This is a genomic window from Cupriavidus sp. C1SS-2L, assembly GCF_057073735.1.
On the sequence record NZ_CP172708.1, the window covers coordinates 2,267,034 to 2,291,763 of the forward strand.

Annotated in this window: 22 protein-coding genes; 2 read left to right on the top strand and 20 right to left on the bottom strand. The window is 63.2% G+C overall.

Annotated features, from left to right (window positions below):
- Positions 1-3: 3 nt before the first annotated feature.
- Both scpB and ACIGJG_RS10500 read right to left on the bottom strand, forming a co-directional pair.
- Positions 4-882 (bottom strand): SMC-Scp complex subunit ScpB, encoded by an 879-nt coding sequence (scpB, locus tag ACIGJG_RS10495; protein ID WP_041679640.1) that lies wholly within the window; start codon positions 880-882, stop codon positions 4-6.
- A 555-nt stretch (positions 883-1,437) separates the two neighbouring features.
- Positions 1,438-2,193: a sulfite exporter TauE/SafE family protein gene (locus ACIGJG_RS10500; protein ID WP_140950870.1), complete on the bottom strand. Its 756-nt coding sequence runs from the start codon at positions 2,191-2,193 to the stop codon at positions 1,438-1,440.
- A 79-nt stretch (positions 2,194-2,272) separates the two neighbouring features.
- On the opposite strand from ACIGJG_RS10500, the gene fnr reads away from it, so the two are divergent.
- Entirely contained in the window at positions 2,273-2,998 is a 726-nt protein-coding gene (gene fnr, locus ACIGJG_RS10505) for a fumarate/nitrate reduction transcriptional regulator Fnr (protein WP_041679641.1), read from the top strand.
- Between the two features lie 42 nt (positions 2,999-3,040).
- Here fnr and ACIGJG_RS10510 read toward each other — a convergent pair whose 3' ends face one another.
- The 18 genes from ACIGJG_RS10510 to ugpB all read right to left on the bottom strand — a co-directional run bounded on the left by ACIGJG_RS10510 (position 3,041) and on the right by ugpB (position 23,676).
- On the bottom strand, positions 3,041-3,286 hold the full coding sequence (locus ACIGJG_RS10510) for a hypothetical protein (protein ID WP_011298197.1): 246 nt from the start codon (positions 3,284-3,286) through the stop codon (positions 3,041-3,043).
- Complete coding sequence (locus tag ACIGJG_RS10515) at positions 3,283-3,498, bottom strand: FixH family protein (RefSeq protein ID WP_140950869.1); 216 nt, start codon at positions 3,496-3,498, stop codon at positions 3,283-3,285. Before ACIGJG_RS10515 ends, ACIGJG_RS10510 begins: the two co-directional genes overlap by 4 nt.
- Positions 3,499-3,582: 84 nt before the next feature.
- Entirely contained in the window at positions 3,583-5,055 is a 1,473-nt protein-coding gene (gene ccoG / locus ACIGJG_RS10520) for a cytochrome c oxidase accessory protein CcoG (protein ID WP_011298199.1), read from the bottom strand.
- Positions 5,056-5,104: 49 nt separating this feature from the next.
- Positions 5,105-6,019 (bottom strand): cytochrome-c oxidase, cbb3-type subunit III, encoded by a 915-nt coding sequence (gene ccoP / locus ACIGJG_RS10525; RefSeq protein ID WP_220630881.1) that lies wholly within the window; start codon positions 6,017-6,019, stop codon positions 5,105-5,107.
- 2 nt (positions 6,020-6,021) lie between these two features.
- Positions 6,022-6,186 (bottom strand): cbb3-type cytochrome oxidase subunit 3, encoded by a 165-nt coding sequence (locus tag ACIGJG_RS10530; protein ID WP_011298201.1) that lies wholly within the window; start codon positions 6,184-6,186, stop codon positions 6,022-6,024.
- 3 nt (positions 6,187-6,189) lie between these two features.
- Positions 6,190-6,852 carry a cytochrome-c oxidase, cbb3-type subunit II gene (ccoO, locus tag ACIGJG_RS10535; protein ID WP_011298202.1) on the bottom strand — a complete coding sequence of 221 codons (663 nt, stop codon included), beginning with the start codon at positions 6,850-6,852 and terminating at the stop codon, positions 6,190-6,192.
- An 18-nt stretch (positions 6,853-6,870) separates the two neighbouring features.
- On the bottom strand, positions 6,871-8,319 hold the full coding sequence (gene ccoN / locus ACIGJG_RS10540; protein ID WP_011298203.1) for a cytochrome-c oxidase, cbb3-type subunit I: 1,449 nt from the start codon (positions 8,317-8,319) through the stop codon (positions 6,871-6,873).
- A 138-nt stretch (positions 8,320-8,457) separates the two neighbouring features.
- Positions 8,458-8,604, bottom strand: a complete 147-nt coding sequence (gene ccoS, locus ACIGJG_RS10545) for a cbb3-type cytochrome oxidase assembly protein CcoS (protein WP_011298204.1) — start codon at positions 8,602-8,604, stop codon at positions 8,458-8,460.
- 10 nt (positions 8,605-8,614) lie between these two features.
- Complete coding sequence (locus ACIGJG_RS10550; protein WP_011298205.1) at positions 8,615-11,164, bottom strand: heavy metal translocating P-type ATPase; 2,550 nt, start codon at positions 11,162-11,164, stop codon at positions 8,615-8,617.
- Positions 11,165-11,266: 102 nt separating this feature from the next.
- A complete protein-coding gene (zapE, locus tag ACIGJG_RS10555) occupies positions 11,267-12,364 on the bottom strand; it encodes a cell division protein ZapE (protein ID WP_011298206.1) in 1,098 nt (365 codons plus the stop codon).
- A gap of 152 nt (positions 12,365-12,516) precedes the next feature.
- Complete coding sequence (gene lpdA, locus ACIGJG_RS10560; protein ID WP_011298207.1) at positions 12,517-13,941, bottom strand: dihydrolipoyl dehydrogenase; 1,425 nt, start codon at positions 13,939-13,941, stop codon at positions 12,517-12,519.
- Positions 13,942-14,046: 105 nt separating this feature from the next.
- Positions 14,047-15,327: a 2-oxoglutarate dehydrogenase complex dihydrolipoyllysine-residue succinyltransferase gene (gene odhB, locus ACIGJG_RS10565; protein ID WP_483672309.1), complete on the bottom strand. Its 1,281-nt coding sequence runs from the start codon at positions 15,325-15,327 to the stop codon at positions 14,047-14,049.
- Positions 15,328-15,413: 86 nt separating this feature from the next.
- On the bottom strand, positions 15,414-18,266 hold the full coding sequence (locus ACIGJG_RS10570; RefSeq protein WP_011298209.1) for a 2-oxoglutarate dehydrogenase E1 component: 2,853 nt from the start codon (positions 18,264-18,266) through the stop codon (positions 15,414-15,416).
- Positions 18,267-18,576: 310 nt separating this feature from the next.
- Positions 18,577-19,344 (bottom strand): glycerophosphodiester phosphodiesterase, encoded by a 768-nt coding sequence (gene ugpQ, locus ACIGJG_RS10575; RefSeq protein WP_011298210.1) that lies wholly within the window; start codon positions 19,342-19,344, stop codon positions 18,577-18,579.
- Between the two features lie 2 nt (positions 19,345-19,346).
- Positions 19,347-20,456 (bottom strand): sn-glycerol-3-phosphate import ATP-binding protein UgpC, encoded by a 1,110-nt coding sequence (locus ACIGJG_RS10580; protein ID WP_011298211.1) that lies wholly within the window; start codon positions 20,454-20,456, stop codon positions 19,347-19,349.
- A gap of 48 nt (positions 20,457-20,504) precedes the next feature.
- A complete protein-coding gene (gene ugpE, locus ACIGJG_RS10585; protein ID WP_011298212.1) occupies positions 20,505-21,353 on the bottom strand; it encodes a sn-glycerol-3-phosphate ABC transporter permease UgpE in 849 nt (282 codons plus the stop codon).
- Positions 21,354-21,368: 15 nt separating this feature from the next.
- Entirely contained in the window at positions 21,369-22,250 is an 882-nt protein-coding gene (gene ugpA / locus ACIGJG_RS10590) for a sn-glycerol-3-phosphate ABC transporter permease UgpA (RefSeq protein ID WP_011298213.1), read from the bottom strand.
- A gap of 109 nt (positions 22,251-22,359) precedes the next feature.
- A complete protein-coding gene (gene ugpB, locus ACIGJG_RS10595; RefSeq protein WP_140950585.1) occupies positions 22,360-23,676 on the bottom strand; it encodes a sn-glycerol-3-phosphate ABC transporter substrate-binding protein UgpB in 1,317 nt (438 codons plus the stop codon).
- A 205-nt stretch (positions 23,677-23,881) separates the two neighbouring features.
- On the opposite strand from ugpB, the gene ACIGJG_RS10600 reads away from it, so the two are divergent.
- Positions 23,882-24,682: an HAD-IIB family hydrolase gene (locus tag ACIGJG_RS10600; protein WP_041679984.1), complete on the top strand. Its 801-nt coding sequence runs from the start codon at positions 23,882-23,884 to the stop codon at positions 24,680-24,682.
- The last annotated feature ends 48 nt before the right edge of the window (positions 24,683-24,730 follow it).

The window sequence follows — 24,730 nt, forward strand, 5'->3', positions numbered from 1 at the left end:
TGTTCAGTTGGGCACGCGCTCATCGTGCTCGTTCGCGTGCGGCGGCGCAGCGTCGTCGTCGCCGGATGGATTGCCGCCGTCCTGATCGCCCGGCGCGTCTTCGGCATGGAAGCCGTTTGCCTCGGAAACGGCAGACGCGAGGTCTGCCACGTGCATGGCATCGGCGGAGGCTTGTGCGACAGCGTCGGCCGCCTCGGCCGGCGACTCATCGGCAACCGGTGCGGCTTCGGCGACTTCAGCCACCTCGCCTGCCGGCGGCGTTGCCCCCGATTCGGGGAAGGCCTCTTCGTCGCCGACCACCGGCTGCGCCGTGGCCAGCTCTTCAAAATCTATTGCCTGCTGGTCAAGCAGCGTCGCCTGGGCCTGCGCCTGGGCGTCTTCGAGAGGAGGCAGCTCATCGAGCGTGCGCAGCCCGAGATCGTCCAGGAACGCCTTGGTCGTTGCATACAGCGCCGGCCGGCCGGGCACATCGCGGTGGCCGATCACTTCGATCCAGCTACGGTCTTCCAGCTTCTTGATCACTTCCGTGCTGACCGTCACGCCACGGATTTCCTCGATATCGCCGCGCGTCACCGGCTGTCGGTACGCAATGATCGCCAGCGTTTCCATGACGGCCCGCGAATACTTGGGTGGCTTCTCAGGATTGAGCCGGTCCAGGTACTCGCGCATCTCGGGGCGGCTCTGGAAGCGCCAGCCACTGGCCAGCGCCACCAGCTCGACCCCGCGCTGGCGCCAGTCCTGGCGCAGTTCATCGAGCAGGACCCGGATGGTATCCGCACCGACATCTTCGGCGAACAGCCGGCGCAGATCGCCTACGCGCAGGGGTTCCTGCGCACAGATCAGCGCGGTCTCGAGGACGATTTTCGCCTCTTGGGTATTCATGTGGGTGTGCAGCCTGTCTTTGCACCTGCTCCCGGACGAACCCGGAGCCCTGGACATTGTGGATTCAGCGGTGCGAATGCCACCACCATCTCGTCGCGCAGCAAACCTGGAAGCGCTTTCGCCTCAAGGTCGTGCACCTTCTTTTTGCATCGATTTGCCGGGTCGATCCGGCAGGAGATCATCCGGTCACCGGCAAGTACCAGTGCACGAACCTCTTGCACGCGCCCAAATGGACGGACATGGCTTCCGGCGAACGTCCGCCTAGGCCGCAAGAAAATAAACGGATATCGGGAGCAGGGCCAGCAATGACCGCACCACGGTCGCAGTGCCAGCCGGACTTTTGAAACCAGATCTTTTGAACCGGATGGACTGCGGAAGGGTTCGGCGCCGAAATGTCAGCTCATTGCCCGAAACCCTGGGCGCGCCCCTTTTTTTGGAAGGGCTGCCAGGCGCCGCTCGGAAAACACGCCGCGCGATACCGCAATGCAGAGGATTGTATGGCATTCCCGCCCACGCCTGCAACCACTACGCGGCGACAGCGCGTCGCCCCGGGCCTTAGAACACCAGGCAGAAGCCATGCTCGGCCAGCGAATGTGGCAATAACACCGCACGGGTGATACCCATCGCCCCAAACGCCATGACTGCTACCCCGGCTCCCATCCTGACCCGTCTCCGGCGCGACCAGGCCCGCAGGAGTCCCGAAAAACTGGACAGCGCCAGAAGATTCGGCAGCGTGCCAAGGCCAAATGCGCCCATCACCAGCGCCCCGGACGGCGCATTTCCGGCCAGCAGCGCGAGCGCCAGTGCACCATAGACCATGCCACAGGGAACCAGGCCCCACGCCAGACCTGTTCCATAGCGCCGGATCAGGCCACCGCGCCGCACTACGCCAACCGGCGGCTTCCGACCAGGACGCGCCATGCCCGCAGCAATGGCCCTGCTGGCCCGCGCCGCAAGCTGTTCCAGCCAGACGATGGAAAACGCCTCGCCACGCAGGAGCCTCCAACCGGACAAGAGCAGCATGGCGCTGCCCGCCCCGAACAGCCAGCGCTGCACCGGCAGATAGTCCTGCCGCCAGGCCGTCGCACCCACCCCGCCGAGCAACGCGCCAAGCACCATGTAGGTGGAAATCCGCCCGAGGTGCATGACGAGCAATTCCACGACCCAGTCCTGCCGCCGGCGCACCATGGCAACCGGTACGTCCCCGGCACGCTGCTCGACAGCCAGCGCAACGCCGCCGCACATGGCAGCGCAGTGAAAGCCACCCAGCAGGGCTAGCATGAAAACACTGAGAAGCACACCAAATGTCAACTGCAACTCCCTACCGCATCACATCGCGCGTTAAAATGCATACATTGCGCCCTCGCCGCTCATTACTCGCAGGTTCCAATTGCTAACATCCATTCCCGTCACCGAGATGTCGCCCCGTTGCTCCACTTGCGGCATGGGGCAACTGTGCCTGCCGGTGGGCATGAACCAGCAAGACCTGCAGAAGATGGACACTCTGGTGCAGGAACGCGTTCGCGTCCACAAGGGCGAGACCCTGTACCGCATGGGCGATCCGTTGACCGCGGTCTATGCGATCCGCTTCGGCACCTTGAAAACGCATGTGACCACGGAAGACGGCCGCTCGCAAATCACCGGATTCCATCTGCCCGGCGAGGTGGTCGGCCTCGACGGCCTCGGCGAAATGCAGCACGCGTCGGACGCAACCGCACTCGAAGATACCGAAGTCTGCGTTGTGCGCCTGTCCGACCTGCAGTCGCTTTCGATGGACCTGCCATCGCTGCAGCAGCAGTTCCTTCGCCTGATGGGCAAGGAAATCTCGAATGACCAACTCATGCTCGTCACGCTGGGCTCCATGCGCGCCGAAGAACGCCTTGCCGCGTTCCTGATCAACCTGTCCGAACGACTCTCCGCGCGTGGCTATTCTTCGACCGAGTTCGTCATGCGCATGAGCCGCGAAGAAATCGGCAGCTATCTCGGGCTTAAACTCGAAACCGTCAGCCGCCTTTTCTCGCGCTTTGCCGAAGCCGGCCTGATCCAGATTCGCCAGCGCCATGTGAAACTCGTCGACATGGCAGGCATCAAGCAGGTCTACAGCCGTTCCTGCTGAAGCAGACGGCCGCCTTGCGTGGCAAGGCGGCCGCCCTCCCTTTTACTCCAGTTCGTCCGTTTCGCTGAGCTTCGTCGGCATCGTGTACAGCGTCAAGCCGCTGGACAACGCGCAGAAGACCCACGCGAGCAGGAATCCGATCGTGTAGACGGCCTCGCGTGAAGCCTCGATGGGCTGGCCGAAGAAATTCAGGTCACCGGGATCGACCACGGAAAACACCGTCGCCGTCGCTACGCCGGCCATCAGGAACGCTGGCCACAGTACCCACATCAGCCAGCGCAGCCTCATGGCTGCCTCGCTTGGGGCGCCTTGGCACCACCCGAGGAAGCCCCTACCTTTTCGACCACCAGACCATGGCGTGCGACACCTTCGACCACAGGCCGGTCGGGATTCGCGGAAGCCAGCCAGATCGTTACGCCGCAAGCCACCATCGCCAGCAACGGGCCGCTCATCAGCAGCCACGGCCACGGCTCCTTCCACCACGGATTGCCCTCTTGCATCGTCTTGCCCCCTTCGTCTGCGCCTTGTCCGGGCGCTCGCGGTTGGTGCGGCACAGCGCCGATGCGCTGCAACCGCCTTTAGCTTTACAAATTGCGCGGCACGATGAAACTGGTAGATTGCCTGATTTGCGCACTACCCTGCCCCGTACCTTCGCTGGTCACTGTCACGCTGATCTTGTGCGTACCCTGCGCGGCATCATCGATCGGCACGCGGATCCGGATCGGCACCAGCTTGTTCGAGGTCGGCGCCAGGGCCTGCGCATCCGGATCGTATTCGACGGTCAGGTTCTTCAGGTCATCGCTTTCAGCACGCACGCTGATACGCATAGGCGCCTCAGTCGTGTTGATGAGCTGCAAGCGATAAACGTTCTCGATCCAGCGTCCATCCACTTCCCGGCCCAGCGCACCACGATCGCGAATGATGTCGACCTTCAACGGCGTGCGCAGCGCAAGCGAGGCTGCGAAGCCCGCCACCAGTACCAGCCAGATGACCGAGTAGATGATGACCCGCGGACGCACCAGACGCTTGCGCGCAACCGCTGCGGACAGCGCCTTGCGCATCGCGTTTTCGGACGTGTAGCGGATCAGCCCGCGCGGGTAATCCATCTTGTCCATGACCTGGTTGCACGCATCGATGCAGGCGCCGCAGCCGATGCACTCGTACTGCAGTCCGTCGCGGATATCGATGCCCGTCGGGCACACCTGCACGCAGATGCTGCAATTGACGCAGTCCCCGAGTCCCGCCTGATGGTGGTCCACCTTGCGCGACCGGCTGCCGCGCGGCTCGCCGCGACCGACGTCGTACGTCACCACATAGGTATCGCGATCGACCATCACGCTCTGGAACCGCGCATACGGGCACATGTACTTGCAGACCTGTTCGCGCATGAAGCCAGCGTTGCCCCACGTGGCGAACGCGTAAAAGAGCATCCAGAATGCCTGCCACGGCCCTAGCGAGAAGGCAAGCACCTGACTGCCAAGGTCGCGGATCGGCGCGAAGTAGCCGATGAACGTGAATCCTGTCCACAGCGCGACCACCACCCACAGGAAGTGCTTCGTGGCCTTGAGCCGGAACTTGCGCACGCTCCACGGATCGCCATCGAGCCGGATCCGAGCGAAGCGATCGCCTTCGACATGCCGCTCGATCCACATGAATATCTCGGTGTAGACCGTCTGCGGACATGCGTAGCCACAGAAGAGCCGCCCGGCAAGCGCAGTGAAGAGGAACAGCGATAGCGCGGAGATCACCAGCAGGACGGCCAGGTAGATGACGTCCTGCGGCCAGAGCACCAGTCCAAAGATGTAGAACTTGCGCGCGCCAAGGTCGAACAGCACGGCCTGTCTGCCATTCCATTGCAGCCAGGGCGTGCCGTAGTAGATGAGCTGGGTCAGGAGAACCATCCAGACCCGCCAGTTGGAGAACGCCCCCGTCACCGAGCGCGGATAGATCTTGCGGCGAACCTCGTAGAGCGTCTCGTCGGAGGTATCGACAGGCGCCGACGCCGGCCCTTGCGGGCCAGCCGTCCGGGCCAGCGATTCTGTCCCGGGTGCATTCATGGGCGCCCCCCCTTATGCAATACGGCGCGCCCCGGGCCTGAGTCTGTGATCATTGCCCTGCGCCTCCGGTATTCGAAAGGCCCCAGACGTAGGCCGTCAGCATGCGGATGCGCTCCGGAGTCAGGATTTCCTCGTGCGCCGGCATGTGGTTGTTGTGGCCCTTCAGGATCGCCTCGACGATGCTGCCTTCCGAGCTGCCGTACAGCCACACATTGTCGGAAAGGTTCGGTGCGCCGAGCGCCTGGTTGCCCTTGCCGGTCGCGCCATGGCATGCCGCACAGGTGGACTTGAAGGTGCTCTCGCCACGTGATGCACGGATCGGATCGGACGACAGGCCCGACAACGAACGCACGTACTGCGCAACGTCACCGGCCAGCTTGCCGTCGATGGTCGACGCAAACGGCGGCATCACACCATTGCGGCCCTTGGTGATGGTCTGCTGGATCGTTTCGGGTTCCCCACCATAGAGCCAGTCATGATCCGTCAGGTTCGGGAAACCGCGGCTGCCACGCGCGTCCGAGCCATGGCATTGCGCGCAGTAGTTCAGGAACAGACGCTGGCCGATCTCGCGTGCCTGCGGGTCCGCCGCCACTTTCTTGATATCCATGTTCAGGTACTTGGCATAGATATCGTGCTGCAGCTTCTCCTGCGCCTGCTGGTTCGCAGCCAGTTCCCCTTGCGTGGAGAACTTCAGCACACCGGCATAGGAGCCCAGCCCCGGATAAAGGACAAGGTAGACCAGGCCAAAGATGCAGGCCAGCAGAAACATCCACATCCACCAGCGTGGCAAGGGGTTGTTCAGTTCACGCAGATCGCCGTCCCAGACATGGCCAGTGTCATCGCCGCCGTTGGCGACCTTGGTGACCTTGCGTTGGGAGAACAGCAGCCACACGCACCACACGATCCCGACCAGCGCGATGGCAGCGATGTAGTAACTCCAGTAATCGGAAAAGAAATCGCTCATGACTAGGTATTCCGGCTCGGTGTTGTGTGGATCTCGTCAGGCAGTGCGAACGGGAGCATCGCGGACTCTTGGTTGGCGGCCTGCCGGCCTTTCGACCAGGCCCACCAGCAGATCCCGAGGAACACGACCATCGACACGACCGTGAAAAACGCAGTCAGCATCGCCATGGCTTACTCCTTTGCAGGCGCGGCAGGGGCCGCTTCCACACGTACGTTGCGACGATTGGTGCCCAGGCCCTGGAGGTACGCGACCAGCGCATCCTCTTCGGTCTTGCCCTTGATTTCCTCGGGCGCCTTGGCGATTTCGGCCTCGGTGTATGGCACCCCAAGGCGAACCAGCGCGCGCATGCGGGCCTGGACGTCGTTGGTCGGCAATTGCGCTGTCTCGAGCCACGGGTAGGACGGCATCACCGATTCCGGCACCACGTCACGCGGATTGCGCAGGTGGATGCGCTGCCAGTCGTCGGAATAGCGGCCGCCGACGCGCGCGAGGTCAGGACCGGTACGCTTGGAGCCCCACAGGAACGGGTGGTCGTAGACCGACTCGCCCGCCGTCGAGAAATGGCCATAACGCTCGGTTTCGGCCTGCAGCGTACGCACCTGCTGCGAGTGGCAGCCGACGCAGCCTTCGCGGATGTAGATATCGCGGCCCATCAGCCGAAGCGGCGAGTACGGCTTGATCCCGACATCGGGCTTGGTCGTGGAATGCTGGAAGAACAGCGGCACGATCTGCACCAGGCCGGCGATGCTGACCACCAGGATCGTGCAGACAATCAGCCAGCCGATGTTCTTCTCCAGCGTTTCGTGGGAAAAGAAGCTTTGTTTTGCGGACATCGTTTCTATCCTGATGAATCAGTGAGCGGAGGCAGGAATGCTGACCGGAATCGGTGCATCCACCGCGCGCTTGCCGATGATGGTTTTCGCGACGTTGTAGGCCATCAGCAGCATGCCGGACAGGAAGCAGATGCCACCAAGCAGACGGATCAGGTAGAACGGATACTTGGCCTTGACCGCTTCAACGAACGCGTAGGTCAGCGTGCCGTCAGGCTGCGTGGCGCGCCACATCAGGCCTTCCATCACACCGGCAATCCACATCGAGGCGATATAGAGCACCACGCCGATGGTCGCGATCCAGAAATGCCATTCGATCAGCCGCACGCTGTACATCTGCTTCTCGCCGAACAGGCGCGGAATCAGGTAGTAGAGCGAGCCGATGGAGATCATCGCGACCCAGCCTAGCGCGCCCGAGTGCACGTGGCCAATGGTCCAGTCCGTGTAGTGCGAGAGCGCGTTGACGGTCTTGATCGACATCATCGAGCCTTCGAACGTGGCCATGCCGTAGAACGACAGCGCCACCACCAGGAACTTCAGGATCGGATCGGTACGCAGTTTGTGCCAGGCGCCCGACAGCGTCATGATGCCGTTGATCATGCCGCCCCACGACGGCGCCAGCAGGATCAGCGAGAACACCATGCCCAGCGACTGTGCCCAGTCAGGCAGCGAGGTGTACTGCAGGTGGTGCGGGCCAGCCCACATGTACGTGAAATTCAGCGCCCAAAAGTGGACGATCGACAGGCGATACGAGTAGATCGGCCGTTCGGCCTGCTTCGGGATGAAGTAGTACATCATGCCCAGGAAGCTGGTGGTCAGGAAAAAGCCCACGGCGTTATGGCCGTACCACCACTGGATCATCGCGTCCTGCACACCGGCATAGGCGGAGTAGGACTTCCACATCGACACCGGCATCTCGATGTTGTTGACGATATGCAGGATCGCGATGGTCAGGATGTACGCGCCGAAGAACCAGTTAGCGACGTAGATATGCCGGGTCTTGCGCTTGACGATGGTGCCGAAAAACACGATGGCGTAGGCGACCCAGACGGCCGTGATCAGCAGATCAATCGGCCATTCGAGTTCGGCGTATTCCTTCGAGCTGGTGATGCCCAGCGGCAGCGTGATGGCAGCCGCGACGATCACCAGTTGCCAGCCCCAGAACGTGAAGGCGGCGAGCGGGCCGCAGAACAGGCGAGCCTGGCAAGTACGCTGGACCACGTAGTACGAGGTCGCGAACAACGCGCTGCCGCCGAAAGCAAAGATCACCGCATTGGTATGCAGCGGTCGCAACCGACCGAACGATAGCCACGGCGTGTTGAAGTTAAGATCCGGCCAGATCAGCTGCGCTGCGAGCAGCACGCCGACGGCCATGCCGACGATCCCCCAGACTACCGTCATGACAGCGAACTGTCTTACGACGCCGTAATTGAAGGTGTCGACGCGTGAAGACGCGGCTGAGACATCCATTCAGACCCCCACAGAAAGAAGAATAAACCGATTGACACTGTGACTGTATGGAAGCAACGCTCTTGCCGCGTTGATCTTTATCAAGTTGCGGAGGTTGCCCCTGAACCTATCTCCACATGGCAAGTCCGTGGCCCCGGTTCAAGGCTTGTCGTTGTCCAGCAGAATGGCCTCTCCCGGCCGGTCCAGATCGTCGTACTGCCCGGCGTGCAGCGCCCACCACAAGGCACCGGCGATGACCACGACAAGGACCAGGCTCATTGGGACCAACAGGTACAGCGTTTCCATTCCCAGACTCCTAGACTCCGTTTCTGCCCGCGCGCAAAAGGCGCCAGGCATTGGCCACCACCAGCAGCGACGACACCGACATGCCGATCCCTGCCATCCACGCCGTGACAACGCCCGTGGCTGCCAGCGGAATGGCAACCACGTTGTAGAAGAAGGCCCAGCCAAGGTTTTGCCGCACCACGCGGCGGGTCTGACGCGCCAGCGCAAGCGCGTGCGCGATGTCGGCGACGTTGCCGTGGGTCAGGACTGCATCGGCACCTGCCTGTGCAAGCGGAGCGCCGCTACCGATGGCGATAGACACCTGCGCCTGCGCAAGTACTGGCGCGTCGTTGATGCCATCGCCGACCGCCAGCACAACGGCGCCCTTGCGCTGAAGCTTCGCGACATAGTCGCGCTTGCCTTCCGGTGATACGGCGCCGATGGCGTGATCCATACCGAAGCGCGACGCCCACCATTGCACGGTCTCGGCGCTGTCGCCGCTGACCAGGTGGCAACGCGCCCCATGTCGGCTCAGTGCCTCCAGCAGTTGCGGCGTCGATTCGCGCGCCTTGTCGGACAATGCGAAGACAGCCAGCATGCCCGCTTCATCGCCGAGCCATACCTGCGTCGACCCTGGAACCGAAACGGTGTCTGCTTCTTTGATCTGCTCCTCACCGTTTACATTGCGGATTCCGGCCACAAAGGCGGTGCGCCCGAGTCGAAAGCGCTTGCCCTGCATTTGAGCCTCGACCCCCTGCCCCGGCACATTGCGTACGGTGGCCATGGACGCGCCGCCGATATCGACACCAGCGCTGCCAGCGGCGCTAACCAGCGCCCGCCCTATCGGATGTTCACTGCCCGCCTCCATGGCAGCCGCCAGCGCCAGGCATTGGGCCGCAGGCTTGGGCCCGAGCGTCTGTTGCCCCGTCAGCGCAAAGCATCCTTCGGTCAAGGTGCCAGTCTTGTCCAGCACGACATCCGTCACGCCTGCCAGCGTCTCCAGCGCATGTGACCGCGTGAGCAACAGGCCGCGTCGCGACAGCGCGGCACCCGCTGCAGCCAGCGCAGCCGGCGTGGCAAGGGAAAGCGCGCACGGGCAGCTGACGACCAGCACCGCGACGGTGACCAGCAGGGCCCTTGAAGGGTCAATCCAGAGCGCCCATACCACGCCGGTCAACGCAGCCAGCACGAGCAACGTGGCCACGAACCAGCCAGCGACACGGTCAGCCAATGCCGCAAGGCGCGGCTTCTCCGCCAGCGCGCGATCAAGCACGGCCACGATCTCGGCCAGCCGCGTGCCAGCGCCAACGTGATCCACCGCGATTTCCAGGGGGCTGGCGGTGTTGTAGCACCCCGCCAGCGCCATGTCGCCCACGGTGCGATGCACGGGCCGGCTTTCACCGGTCAGCATGGATTCGTCAAGTTCACTCGCGCCCGATACGATCGTGCCGTCGGCGGGAATGATTTCCCCCGCCCTGACCCGGATGCGATCTCCGTGCTGAAGGCGCGCGACCGGTACCCGCTCCGGCGCCGCGCCTTCCGCACCAAGCCGCTCGCATGTCGCCGGCAACTGGCGCGCCAGCATTTCGGCGCCGCTGCGCGAGGCTTGCCGTACACGCAACTCCAGATAGCGCGCGGCCAGCAGGAAGGCGACGAACATCGTCACAGAATCGAAATACACCTCGCCAACACCGCGCACTGTCGCCACGGTGCTGGCCACAAACCCGGCGGCAACGCCGATAGCGACCGGCACATCCATGCCTAGATGCCGCTGGCGCAGGCTGCGCCGGGCACCCGAGAAGATCGGCGATGCCGAATAGAAGACGACCGGCAACGTCAGGGCCAGGCTGGCCCAGCGCATCAATTGCAGCATGCCGGGGTCAATCGTGGCCTCGTGCGTGTAGATCGGCCACGCGTACATCATCACCTGCATCATGCCGAGCATGGCTACGGCCATACGCATCAGCAGGCTGCGACGCGCACGACGGTCAGCCTCGTCGCTGCGGGAGACCTCGAACGGCCATGCTACGTAGCCGATCTCGGCCAATGCGGCCAGCAGGCCGGAAACCGTCTGCTCCGCATCGCGCCATCGCACAACGACGCGGCGCGTCGCCACGTTTGCGATCGTGGATTCCACGCCAGGCAAGCGCCCCAGATGCTGCTCGATCAGCCAGGCGCAGGCCGCGCAACGGATGCTTTCGGGCGCCAGCGTGATCTCGGCGCGGCCGCCTTCAAGCGGGCGCACGAACTGGCTGCGAAGTTCAGGCGTATCGTAGGCCGCCCAGACCGGTTCGGATTCCCGCCTGGCGGAGTCATCGATGGGACGGGCAAAGCGTGCCTCGTCCCCATAGAGATGGGCAAAGCCGGCGGAGTGAAGCGTGCGTGCCAGGGTCTGGCATCCGCCACAGCAAAATACGCGCCGCTGGCCGGCCATCTCCTCGGCCAACGCCTGGCCCGCGGGCACTGGCTGCCCACAATGGAAACACGCCGACCGCGCGGCCGGCGCCGTGCGCTTGACGGAAGCGTTCTGGAGGGCGGACGACGGAGGGTCCGCAAGGAGGTTGGCGTGTGGGGCGGACATGGAGATCTTTTTTTACCCGTTGGAGGGTATATGCCGATCTCCAAATCGGCCTTGATATAGGTCAATAATGGCCGGCTGCCTTCGCTAATCCGGCCGCAACGCTCAGGTGAGCGAGGTATCCATAGTGCGCCGTTCGGATTCCAGGTACTCGCGAGACTGCATCTCGATAATGCGCGAGACCGTACGGTGGAATTCGCTGGCCATCTGACCTTCGACGTAAAGCTCATCCGCAGGCACTTCAGCGGACATCAGCAGCTTGACCTTGTGGTCGTAGAATACGTCGATCAGCCATGTGAAACGACGGGCTTCCGACGACATCCGCGGCGTCATGCGCGGAACATCGGACAAAATAACAGTGTGGAACTGGGATGCCAGCTCCAGGTAGTCGTTCTGCGAGCGCGGGCCCCCACACAGCGTCGCAAAGTCGAACCAGACCACGCCATTCGCCTTGCGCAGAGCACGCAGTTCGCGGTGTTCGATATGCAGTACCGGCGACTCATCGGCCACGCCCGCGATGGACGTAAAGGCATCGCGCAGCGCCGAGTTGGCCTTGGCATCGAGCGGCGTGTGATACGCCTCGACCTGTTCCAGTGCGCGCTTGCGATAGTCGATCCCGGCATCGACATTGAGCACGTCCAGCTTCTGCTGGAGCAACGCAATGGCGGGCAACACGCGGTCACGGTGCAGGCCGTCCGGGTACAGCAGGTCCGGGCGGTAATTGGACGTCATGACGAACTGCACGCCATTCTCGAACATCTGTTGCAGCAGCCGGTGCAGCATCATGGCATCCGCGACGTCACTGACGTGGAACTCGTCGAAGCAGATCAGACGGTAGCGCCGGGCGATCCGTTTGGCCAGTTCGTCCAGCGGATCGGGACGGCCACGCAGCTCTTCGAGCTGGCGATGCACTTCGCGCATGAACTCATGGAAGTGCAGGCGGGTCTTGCGCACGACCGGGACGCACGTATAGAAGCTGTCCATCAGGAAGGACTTCCCACGCCCCACCCCGCCCCACATGTACACGCCCTTGGGTACTTCCGGGTGCACCAGCAGCTTGCGAATGGCATTGCTGCGCCGGCTCTTGTAGGCCACCCATTCGTCGTAGCACTGCTGCAGGCGCGCCACGGCGCGCAACTGCGCCTCGTCGGAATGGTAGCCGCGCTCCTTCAGTTCCTTCTCGTAGTACTCGCTGACGTTCATGCTGGCTGTTTCGTTCTGGACTGCGCGCGAAAGGCACCAATACGCCCTTCGCGGCCATGCCCGGCACCGTTTCGATCCGGCATGGTTTGCAAGTGAAAACGGCGCGCCGCTGTTGCGGCGCGCCGGTGCTCAGGCAAATGCAGGCAAATGCCTTACATATTGAGCTGACGCTTGTCGACGGCCAGCGCGGCTTCGCGCATGACTTCCGACATCGACGGGTGCGGATGGCAGACGCGGCCGATATCTTCGCTCGCCGCCTTGAACTCCATCGCCACAACGGCCTCGGCGATCAGGTCCGACGCGTTGGCGGCGACGATGTGCACGCCCAGGATCTCGTCGGTCTTGGCATCGGCCAGCATCTTGACGAAGCCTTCCGGATGACCCATGCCGAGTGCACGGCCATTGGCCATGAACGGGAACTGGCCAGCCTTGAACTCGCGGCCTTCGGCCTTGAGCTGTGCTTCGGTCTTGCCCACCCATGCGATTTCCGGGAAGGTGTAGATCACCCACGGAATGCAGTTGTAGTCGATGTGCGGCTTCTGGCCGGCGATGCGCTCGGCCACAGCCACGCCTTCGTCCTCGGCCTTGTGGGCGAGCATCGGGCCACGCACCACGTCGCCGATGGCCCACAGGCCCGGCACCTTGGTGGCGCAGTGATCGTCGACTTCGATGAAGCCGCGCTGATCAGCGGCCAGGCCGACAGCTTCCAGGCCCAGGTTGTCGGTGTTCGGGACGCGGCCGACCGACACGATCAGGCGATCGACTTCCAGCGTCTGGGCAGCGCCATCCTTGTCGGTGTACTTGACGGTCACGCCGCTCTTGCCGGTCGTCACTTCGTCAACCTTCACGCCGAGGCTGAACTTCAGGCCCTGCTTGGTCAGCTGCTTCTGCGCTTCCTTGGCCACGCCTTCGTCAGCGGCACCCAGGAATGCGGGCAGCGCTTCCAGCACGGTCACTTCAGCACCGAGACGGCGCCACACCGAGCCCAGCTCCAGGCCGATCACGCCGGCGCCGATCACGCCCAGCTTCTTCGGCACTGCTGGGAACTTGAGCGCGCCTTCGTTATCGCTGACCAGGTCGTTGTCGACCGTGATACCCGGAAGATGGCGAGCCTTCGAACCAGTAGCGATGATGACTTGCTTTGCGGTCACGACTTCACCGGCGACCTCGACCTGGAAGCCCTCGGCGGTCTTGCCGACGAACTTGCCGTAGCCCTTGAGCAGCGTCACCTTGTTCTTGCGGAACAGGAACTCGATGCCCTTGGTCATCTTGCCGACGATGTCGTCCTTGCGCTTGAGCATCTTGGACACGTCGACCTTGACGTCGCCCACGGTAATGCCGTGGTCGGCCAGATGGTGCTGGGCGTTCTCGAATTCTTCCGAAGAAGCCAGCAGCGCCTTCGAGGGAATGCAACCCACGTTCAGGCAGGTGCCGCCCAGGCGCGGTTCGTTCTTGGGATCGTCGTAGGCGTTGCCTTCGCAGCACGCCACGTTCAGGCCGAGCTGGCCGGCACGGATAGCGGCGATATAGCCGCCGGGGCCGGCGCCGATCACCAGCACGTCGAATTGTTTGCTCATGGAAATTCCTTTCTGGGCGCCGGCAGCAGCTTGTGCCGGCACTCCCTCAACACTGGGAACACGCCCCGCGCGACCGATTGCGGCAGCGCGCGGGGAAACCGGTTCTTACAGGTCCAGCAGCAGGCGGGCCGGATCTTCCAGCGCTTCCTTCATCGCCACCAGGCCCAGCACGGCTTCGCGGCCATCGATGATGCGGTGGTCATACGACATGGCCAGGTAGTTCATCGGACGGATCACGATCTGGCCGTCTTCCACCACGGCGCGATCCTTGGTCGCGTGCACGCCCAGGATGGCCGATTGCGGCGGGTTGATGATCGGAGTCGACAGCATCGAACCGAACGTGCCGCCGTTCGAGATTGAGAACGTACCGCCGGTCAGTTCTTCCAGCGACAGCTTGCCGTCGCGGGCCTTGGCGCCGAACTCGGCGATCTTCTTCTCGATGTCGGCCAGGCTCATCTGGTCGGCGTTGCGCAGAATCGGCACCACCAGGCCACGCGGCGAGCCGACAGCGATACCGATGTCGAAGTAACCGTGGTAAACGATGTCGTTGCCGTCGACCGACGCGTTGATGACCGGGTACTTCTTCAGCGCGTGGACAGCGGCCTTCACGAAGAACGACATGAAGCCGAGCTTCACGCCGTGTTCCTTCTCGAAGCGGTCCTTGTACTTGTTGCGCAGATCCATCACCGGCTTCATGTTCACTTCATTGAAGGTGGTGAGGATGGCGTTGGTCGATTGCGACTGCACCAGGCGCTCGGCGATACGGGCGCGCAGGCGGCTCATCGGCACGCGCTCTTCCGGACGGTCGCCCAGCGCGGCGAAGTCCACATTGGCAGCAACTTGCGGCAGGGCCGGCTTAGCGGCGGCGGGTGCCGGCGCCGCCTTGGCGGCCGGTGCGGGTGCCGGAGCAGCCGAAGCGCCCAGCACGTCGCCCTTGGTGATGCGGCCATCCTTGCCGGTGCCGGCGACCTGGCCAGCCGACAGGCCGGCTTCGGCCATCAGCTTGGCAGCCGACGGCATGGCGACTGCGCCAGCGGCGGCCGGCGCAGCAGCGGCGGCAGCAGCCGGTGCGGCAGCGGCCGGAGCCGGTGCGGCAGCGGCCGGAGCCGGTGCGGCGGCGGCGGGAGCCGCAGCGCCAGCGGTGGCTTCGGTGTCGATCTTGGCGATCAGTTCATCGGCCACGACGGTGTCGCCGTCGTTCTTGATGATCTGCGACAGCACGCCGGCCGACGGTGCCGGCACTTCCAGCACGACCTTGTCGGTCTCGATCTCGATCAGGATCTCGTCCTGGGCGACGGCTTCGCCAGGCTTCTTCTTCCAGTTCAGCATGGTCGCTTCGGCGACCGATTCGGACAGTTGCGGAACCTTGACGTCAACAATAGCCATGGTTGTGAATTCCTCGTGTATGCGTTTTGTTCTTCAGGCAGGAAAGAACACGGCGGTCACCTGCGAGCGCCGCCGTGCTGCCACATTTACTTGGTCAGGACAAAGCCCTTGAGCTTCGAGAACGCCGCGTCCAGCAGCGCCTTCTGTTGCTCGTTGTGCTTTGCGTAGTAGCCCACTGCCGGCGAAGCGGAGGCGGGACGACCGGCATAACCGAGCTTCTGGCCTTCCGTCATGTTTTCCATGATGTAGTGCTGCACGAAGAACCAGGCACCCTGGTTCTGGGGCTCGTCCTGGCACCACAGGATTTCGTTGGCGTTCGGGTACTTCTTGAGCTCCGTGGCCAGCGCCTTGTGCGGGAACGGATACAGCTGTTCCACGCGGATGATCGCGGTGTCGTTCGCCTCGCGTTCCTTGCGCGTGTTGACCAGGTCGTAGTAGACCTTGCCCGAGCACATGATCACGCGCTTGACCTTGCTGGCGTTCAGTTCCTCGTGGTCGGGGATGACCGTTTCGAAGTGACCCTTGGCCAGGTCGGACAGCGGCGAGACGGCGTCCTTGTTACGCAGCAGCGACTTCGGCGTCATGATCACCAGCGGCTTGCGGAACAGACGGATCATCTGGCGACGCAGCAGGTGAAAGATCTGGGCCGGCGTGGTCGGCTGGCAGACCTGCATGTTGTGGTCCGCGCAGAGTTGCAGGAAGCGCTCGATACGTGCCGAGCTGTGTTCCGGACCCTGGCCTTCGTAGCCGTGCGGCAGCATCAGCGTCAGGCCAGAGGCACGGCCCCACTTCACTTCACCCGACGAGATGAACTGGTCGATCACGACCTGCGCGCCGTTGACGAAGTCACCGAACTGGGCTTCCCAGATCACCATCGCGTTCGGTTCGGCAGCCGAGTAGCCGTATTCGAAGCCGAGCACAGCTTCTTCCGACAGCACCGAATCAATCACGGTGAACGGTGCCTGGTTTTCCGACACGTTCTGCAGCGGCACATACGAGCCGGCATCCCAGCGCTCACGGGCCTGGTCGTGCAGCACGGCGTGGCGGTGCGTGAAGGTGCCGCGGCCGGCGTCCTGGCCGGTGATACGCACGGGATAGCCCGATGCCACCAGCGAGGCGAAGGCCAGGTGTTCACCCATGCCCCAGTCCAGCGGCTGATCGCCGCGACCCATGTTGGCGCGGTCCTTGACGACCTTCTCCACCAGCGGGTGCAGCTTCAGCGTCTCAGGCGTGGTGGTGATGCGCTCGGCCAGGCGTTTCAGCTCGGTCACCGGCACGGCAGTGTCGGCAGCATCGGTCCACTTGCGGTTCAGGAACGGCATCCAGTCCACGGCGAACTTGTTCTTGAAGTTCGACAGGACGGGGTCGGAGGTATGCTTGCCGGCGTCCATCGCGGCGCGGTATTCCTTGACCTTCTGGTCACCGAAGTCGGCCGGAACCAGGTTCTGCGCGACCAGCTTGTCGGCGTACAGCTTGCGCGTGCCCGGATGCTGGCTGATCTTCTTGTACATCAGCGGCTGCGTGACAGCCGGAGTGTCCTGCTCGTTGTGGCCCAGCTTGCGGAAGCAGATGATGTCGACCACGACGTCCTTGTTGAATTCCATGCGGAAATCAACGGCGAGCTGCATGGCGTACACCACGGCTTCAGGATCGTCGCCGTTCACGTGCAGCACCGGCGCCTCGATCATCTTGACCACGTCCGTGCAGTACAGCGTCGAACGGGCGTCGCGCGGGTCCGAAGTCGTGAAACCGATCTGGTTGTTGATGACGATGTGCATCGAGCCGCCCGTGCCGTAGCCGCGGGTCTGCGCGAGATTCAGCGTCTCCATCACCACGCCCTGGCCGGCAAAGGCCGCGTCGCCGTGCACTTGCACCGGCAGCACTTCCTTGTGGCCGGCGTCGCCGCGGCGCTCCTGGCGCGCCTTGGACGAGCCCTCGACCACCGGGTTGACGATTTCCAGGTGCGACGGGTTGAACGCGAGCGACAGGTGAACCGGGCCGCCTTGCGTCGAGACATCGCTCGAGAAACCCTTGTGGTACTTGACGTCACCGGCCGGCAGGTCGTCGACGTGCTTGCCTTCGAATTCGGCGAACAGATCAGCCGGCATCTTGCCCAGCGTATTGACCAGCACGTTCAGGCGGCCGCGGTGGGCCATGCCGATCACGATTTCCTGCACGCCCTTGCTGCCCGCTTCCTGGATCAGCTCGTCCATGGCCGCGATGAAGCTCTCGCCACCTTCGAGCGAGAAGCGCTTCTGGCCGACGTACTTGGTGTGGAGGAAGCGCTCCAGGCCTTCGGCCGCGGTCAGGCGGTCCAGGATGTGCTTCTTCTTTTCCAGCGTGAACACCGGCTTGGAACGCGTGGATTCCAGGCGCTCCTGCCACCAGCGCTTCTGCGCCTGGTCGCTCACATACATGAATTCGGCGCCGATGGTGCCGCAGTAGGTTTCGCGCAGGTTGTTCAGCAACTCGCGCAGGCTCATCGACTCCTTGCCAAAGTAGGTATTGCTGGCATTGAAGACGATGTCGAGATCAGCTTCGGAGAAGCCGTAGAAAGCCGGGTCCAGATCCGGAAGGGGCGGACGCTCCTGGCGCTTGAGCGGGTCCAGGTCGGCCCAGTGCGACCCAATGTTGCGGTAGGCGGCGATCAGCTGGGTGGCAGCGACACGCTTGCGACCCATGTCGGAATCGGCCGAGGCAACGATGGTCTTGATGGGGCCTGCTTTGGCGCGCTCGGCGAACGAGGCAACGATGGGAGCGTGCGGAACGTCACGCGAATTGGAACCATCGACGGCCGGGACGTTCTGCATCGCGTCGAAATACGCGCGCCAGTTGTCGGGAACCGAAGTGGGGTTCTGGAGATAGGCTTCGTACAGCTCTTCAACGTACGGGGCGTTGCCGCCGAAGAGATACGAATTGCTCTGATACTGCTGCATCATGGGACGCTCACTTTTCTCCGGGTATGCCGGAGTTCAGCGGGTTATTCAACCTTCCGCGACACGGCTTGACCGGTTAGCGGATCGCAAACAACTCTTGGGAGCCCAACGAACGGCCCTTGGACAAACGGCACCACTAGGGCGCCGGAGTATAAGTGCCGCCACAAGGCCCGAAAGGGCAAGTTGTGCGGGGAAGGACCTAAGTCTTCACGGCGGTAAGAATAGCACGTTTGCTTATGCGCTATGTGGACTTTTCGCGATGTGGTATTACACGCCGCATTAATTCGCGTCTCAAACAACAGATCCGCAACAATTAGTCGGCCGGGGAAATGGCGTCGACAGCGTCCGTAATCAGTCCGTCGAGCCCCCAGCCGATCAGTTCGGCAGCGCGCCCGGGATCGTTCACGGTATAGCTGAGCACCTTCAGTCCCGCGGAGTGCGCGGCGGCAATGACCTGAGCATCGAGCCCCTTGTGGTTCGCATCCAGCGCGACGCAACCGAGCGCCTGCGCGCGGGCGAGCCAGTCCGGCGGCAGCACATCGACCAGCAAGGCGCGCGGAAGCTCCGGCACGGCCAGCCGCGCCGCGGCGAGCGCCTCTTCCGAAAACGACGACAGCAGGGGCGGCACGTCGGCTCCGCGCCACATGGACCGGGCGTCCAGCGCGACTGCAGCGCCGGTTTCCGTTTCCCGCCCGGGGACAGGCTTGATCTCGATATTGCAGAGAAGCCCGTTGGCTCGCGTATAACGCGCGATGGCGGCCAGGGTCGGCACCGGCTCGCCGGCGTATCCGGGGCTGTGCCAGGCTCCGGCATCGAGCTGAGCCAACTCGCCGAACGTTAGTGCATCGACGCGGCCGGTACCGCTGGTAGTCCGATCCAGCATGGCATCGTGCATCAGCACCGCCTTGCCGTCCGCGCTCAGCTTCACATCGAACTCGAACATCCGGTAGCCAAACGACGCACCGAGGCGGACGGCAGTCAGCGTGTTCTCGGGCGCCAGCTTGCCGGCGCCGCGGTGCGCGATGTGGCGAGGGTATGGCCAGTTGGCCGCCGTGACGGGCGCGAATTGCGGTGCATCCATGCTCAGGCCTCGATGCGCTTGCCCGATTGGGCGTCGAAGAAGTGAAGATGATCCGGCGACGATGTCACCGGCAGCTTGTCGCCGGCGCGCACCCGGGCATGGCTGTCGAGCCGCACGACGATGGGCTGGCCACCCAGTGATCCATAGGCAAAGGAATCCGCACCCAGTGCTTCGACCACGCGCACGTCGACTTCGGCAATCGCATCATGCGCAGCACACGGCTCGATATGCTCCGGCCGCAGCCCGAGCAGCGCTTCGGCCGGCAGATGCAAACCCATCGGCAGGTGTCCAAGCGTCGCGTCGCTGGCGCCCCCCTCCTTCCCTAACACGCGCATCTGCGCCACGCCGCCCGCTCCCGCCATGCCGCCGTTGCGCGCGACCGGGACCAGATTCATCGGCGGCGAACCGATAAAGCCGGCCACGAAAGTACTGGCCGGGCGCGTATAGACCTCCAGCGGCGTACCGATCTGTTCGACACGCCCGCCGTTGAGCACCATCATGCGGTCAGCCAGCGTCATGGCCTCGACCTGGTCATGCGTCACGTAAAGGCTCGTTGTACCAAGTCGTCGATGCAGCTCCTTGAGCTCCAGGCGCATCTGCACCCGCAGCTTGGCATCGAGGTTCGACAATGGCTCGTCAAACAAGAACACCGACGGCTCGCGCACGATGGCACGCCCCATCGCCACGCGCTGGCGCTGGCCGCCGGAAAGCTGCCGGGGCTTGCGGTCCAGCAGCGGCGCAAGTTCGAGAATGCCGGCCGCATGTTTGACGCGCTGCTCGATCTCGGCCTTGGCCATGCCGCGTATCTTGAGCCCGTACGCCATGTTGTCGTACACGCTCATATGCGGGTACAGCGCGTAGTTCTGGAACACCATGGCGATGTCGCGCTCGGCCGGCTCCAGATTGTTGACGACCCGATCGCCGATATGAATATCCCCGCCGGTGATGGTCTCCAGCCCCGCCACCATGCGCAGCAGCGTGGATTTGCCGCAGCCCGATGGGCCGACGATGACGATGAACTCGCCGTCAGCGATCTCCATGTCGATACCGTGCACGACTTTGACGTTGCCGGCATAGGTCTTCTGAACATTGCGAAGCGACAGTTTTGCCATTGTGTGTTCCTGAACAGCCTGCGTGAATCCAGTCTCCGGATCGCGCGCTCACTTCTCGGTTTCGACCAGTCCCTTGACGAACCACTTCTGCATCAGCACCACGACGACAGCTGGCGGAATCATGGCCAGCATCACGGTGGCCATTACGAGGTTCCAGTCCGTTGCCGCATCGCCCGAGCGCGAAATCATCTGCGTCACACCGACCACGATCGGCGTCATCGACTTCTGCGTGGTGATCAGCAGCGGCCACAGGTACTGGTTCCAGCCGTAGATGAACTGGATCACGAACAGGGCCGCGATGCTCGTGCGCGACAGTGGCAGCACCACGTCCCAGAAGAAGCGCAGCGGCCCTGCGCCATCGATGCGCGCCGCTTCGGCAAGCTCGTCGGGAATCGTCAGGAAGAACTGCCGGAACAGGAACGTGGCCGTGGCCGAGGCGATGATCGGAATCGTCAGGCCAAAATAGCTGTCGAGCATGCCGAGGTCGGACACGACCTTGTAGGTTGGCAGAATGCGGACTTCCACCGGCAGCATCAGCGTGATGAAGATCAGCCAGAAGAAGGTCTTGCGCAGCGGGAAGCGGAAATAGACGATCGCGAAGGCCGAGATGATGGAGATCGCGATCTTGCCCAGCGCAATCCCGAGCGCCATGATCAGGCTGTTCATCATCATCGTGGAAACGGGCGACGCGGCATTGCCAACACCGTCCACCAGGACCGTCCTGTAGTTTTCCAGCAAGTGGCTGCCTGGCACCAACGTCATGGGCGCCTGTAGTACCTCGTCCGCGGTTAGTGTCGACGCGACGAAGGTCACATAGACCGGAAAGGCCACGATGCCCACGCCAAGGAGCAGCATCAAATGAGAAAGTACATCGAGCAAAGGTCGTCGTTCTACCATCTTGCAGCCCGCCTCTTAGTATTGCACCTTGCGTTCCACGTACTTGAACTGCACCACGGTCAACGCGATCACGATCACCATCAGCACCACTGACTGCGCCGCCGAGCCGCCGATATCCAGCCCACGGAAACCGTCGTGGTAGACCTTGTACACCAGCGTATTGGTCGCGTTGACCGGCCCCCCGTGCGTCACCGCGTCGATGATCGCAAAGGTGTCGAAAAACGCGTACACCACATTGACCACCATCAGAAAGAAGGTGGTCGGTGATAGCAGCGGAAACACGATCGACCAGAAGCGCTTCCACGGTCCCGCGCCATCGATCGCCGCCGCCTCGATCAGCGACTTTGGAATGCTCTGCAGCCCGGCAAGGAAGAACAGGAAGTTATAGCTGATCTGCTTCCACGCGGCGATGATCACCACCAGCAACATCGCCTGGTTGGCATTGAGCAGAAAATCCCAGTGCAAGCCTGCAGCATGCAACGCATAGGACACGACGCCCAGCGTTGGATTGAAGAGAAACATCCACAGCACGCCGGCCACCGCCGGCGCCACGGCATAGGGCCAGATCAGAAGTGTCTTGTACCCCGTCGCGCCACGCACCACGCGGTCGGCAAAGTAGGCCAGCAGCAATGACACGGAAAGGCCCAGCAGCGTCACTCCCACCGCGAACACAGCCGTGACCTGCAAGGAGTGCAGGTACTCGCCGTCATTCGCCAGCACCCGGAAATTGTCCAGCCCGACGAACTGCAGGTCGATGCCGAACGCGTCTTGCTGGAGCACCGATTGATACAGGGCCTGCCCGGCAGGCAGAAAGAAAAAGATCAGCGTGACCGCCATCTGCGGCAGCACCAGCAGATAGGGCAGCCACGAAGAGCGGAAAACAACCCGTTTTTCCATAAGACATCCCGCGCCGCGACGGCCAGGCGGCCGCCTTGCATGAATACCATGCAGAGGCAGGACGCCCGCACTTGCGGCCGTCCCGGCCCCGCTACAGAACTGGCGAAGCTTACTCGCGCACGGTCTTCTGGAACCGCTCCAGCAGTTCGTTGCCGCGCGCCACGGCGGCATCGAGCGCCTCCTTGGGTTGCTTCTTGCCCGACCAGACTGCCTCGAGCTCTTCGTCGATCACACTGCGGATCTGCGGGAAGTTGCCAAGGCGAATGCCCCGCGACTTATCCGTGGTCTTGACGATCATCTGCTTGACCGCCACGTCCGCGCCCGGGTTCTTGTCGTAGTAGCCCGACTTCTTGGTGAGCTCGTAGGCGGCCACCGTCACGGGCAGATAGCCCGTCGACTGGTGCCAGTCGGCCTGGACATCGGGGCGCGACAGATACGAGAAGAACTTGGCCACGCCCTTGTACTCGTCCGGCTTGCGGCCACTCATGACCCACAACGATGCGCCGCCGATGATCGTATTCTGCGGGGCACCCGGCACGCCCTGCTCGTACGGCAACGGCGCCACTGTGAAGTCGAACTTGGCGTTCTTGCGAATATTGGCAAGCGCTGCCGACGAGCCCGTCAGCATCGCGCACTGGCCGGCAATGAACTTGGCCTTCGGCTCATCCTTGCGGCCGCCGTAGACGAAATAGCCCTTCTGCGACATGTCCAGCAGGTTGGCGATGTGCTTGACATGCAGCGGCGAGTTGAACACCAGGCGCGCGCCCGGTCCGCCGAAGCCATTGTTTTCCGTCGCGAAGAGGACGTTGTGCCAGGCAGAGAAACTCTCCAGGTGCACCCAGGACTGCCAGTCAGTGGTGTAGCCGCACGAAACGCCGGCCGCCTTCAGCTTGGCTGAGTCGGTCGCCACTTCCTGCCAGGTTGCAGGCGGCTTGTTGGGGTCCAGCCCCGCTTTCTTGAACGCATCCTTGTTGTAGTACATCACCGTGGTCGAACTGTTGAACGGGAACGACAGCATCTCGCCCTTGTTCGACGTGTAGTAGCCCGCCACCGCCGGAATGTACGCCTTCGGATCAAACTTTTCGCCCGCCTCCTTCATGACCGTGGCCACGGGCTTGATGGCGCCCTTGGCATTCATCATGGTGGCCGTGCCGACTTCGAATACCTGCAGAATGGCCGGCGCATTGCCAGACCGGAACGCCGCAATACCCGCCGCCAGCGACTCGTCATACTGACCCTTGTAGACGGGCACGATCTTGTAGTCGGACTGGCTGGCATTGAACTGGTTGGCAATGGCATTCACCTTGTCATTCAAGGCGCCTTCCATCGAATGCCACCACTGGATCTCGACCGCTGCCTGGGCGCTGCCCGCCCCGGTAAGGGCGGCCAGCACGGCGATCTTCAGCACACTACGGGAAAAGGACATGGGTGGTCTCTCCTGGTCAAGTTGTTCGCTGCATCGGGAAACAAGCGAATTTATGTGCTTTTTATGACACCGGCATGTTACGCCTGTCGCACCCCGGGCGGCAATTCAGCAAAATCACCAGTACGAGACTTATTGCAGTGCAATGTCGACCGACCCCACCGCTTCCCGCAATGGTGCAGGGCAAGCGGCAGTACAATCCGGCACCATGCAACCGCTCCAAACCCTGGCCGCCCCCGCCCTGCGCCGCGTGCGCGGGATCCTGACCGACATCGATGGCACCCTGACCACGGGCGGCAGGCTGCCGGCGCGAGCAGCCCTCGCGCTGGAGCACCTCCACCAGGCCGGCCTGCATGTGATCCCGGTCACTGGCCGCTGCATCGCCTGGGCCGAGATCCTGGTGCGGCTATGGCCCGTGGACGCCATCATTGGCGAGAACGGCGCGTTCTACTCGCACCTGCGCGATGGCCGATTGCTGACGCGCTTCCTCGATGACGCCCCAACCCGCGCCCGCAATCGCGACCGTATCCGTGCACTGGGCGAGCGCATCGTGCGCGAAGTCCCCGGCAGCACGCTCGCCTCTGACCAGGCCTGGCACGCAGCCGACCTGGCCATCGACCACGCCGAGGATGTCACGCCGCTGCCGCCCGATGCGGTTTCCCATATTGTTCGGCTCATGCAAGACGAAGGCATGACGGCGACAGTCAGCTCCATCCACGTCAACGGCTGGTTCGGCCAGCACGACAAGCTCAGCATGAGCCGGCTGTGTGCGGCGGAACTGCTCGGCGAAGACCTCGACATCCGGCGCGACGAATGGCTGTTCATCGGCGACTCGGCCAACGATGCGAGCATGTTCGCGCATTTCCCCTTGTCGGTCGGCGTCGCCAACGTGCGCGAGATCCTGCCGCAATTGCCGGTGGCGCCGGCCTACGTGACCGAGGCCGTGGGCGGCGATGGATTCGCCGAGATGGCCGAGCGTTTGCTTGCGGCGCGCTCGGATAGTGCATAGCAAGAGAAAAGGCCGGGGCGAACCCGGCCTTTTCGCTGAAAGCCATCA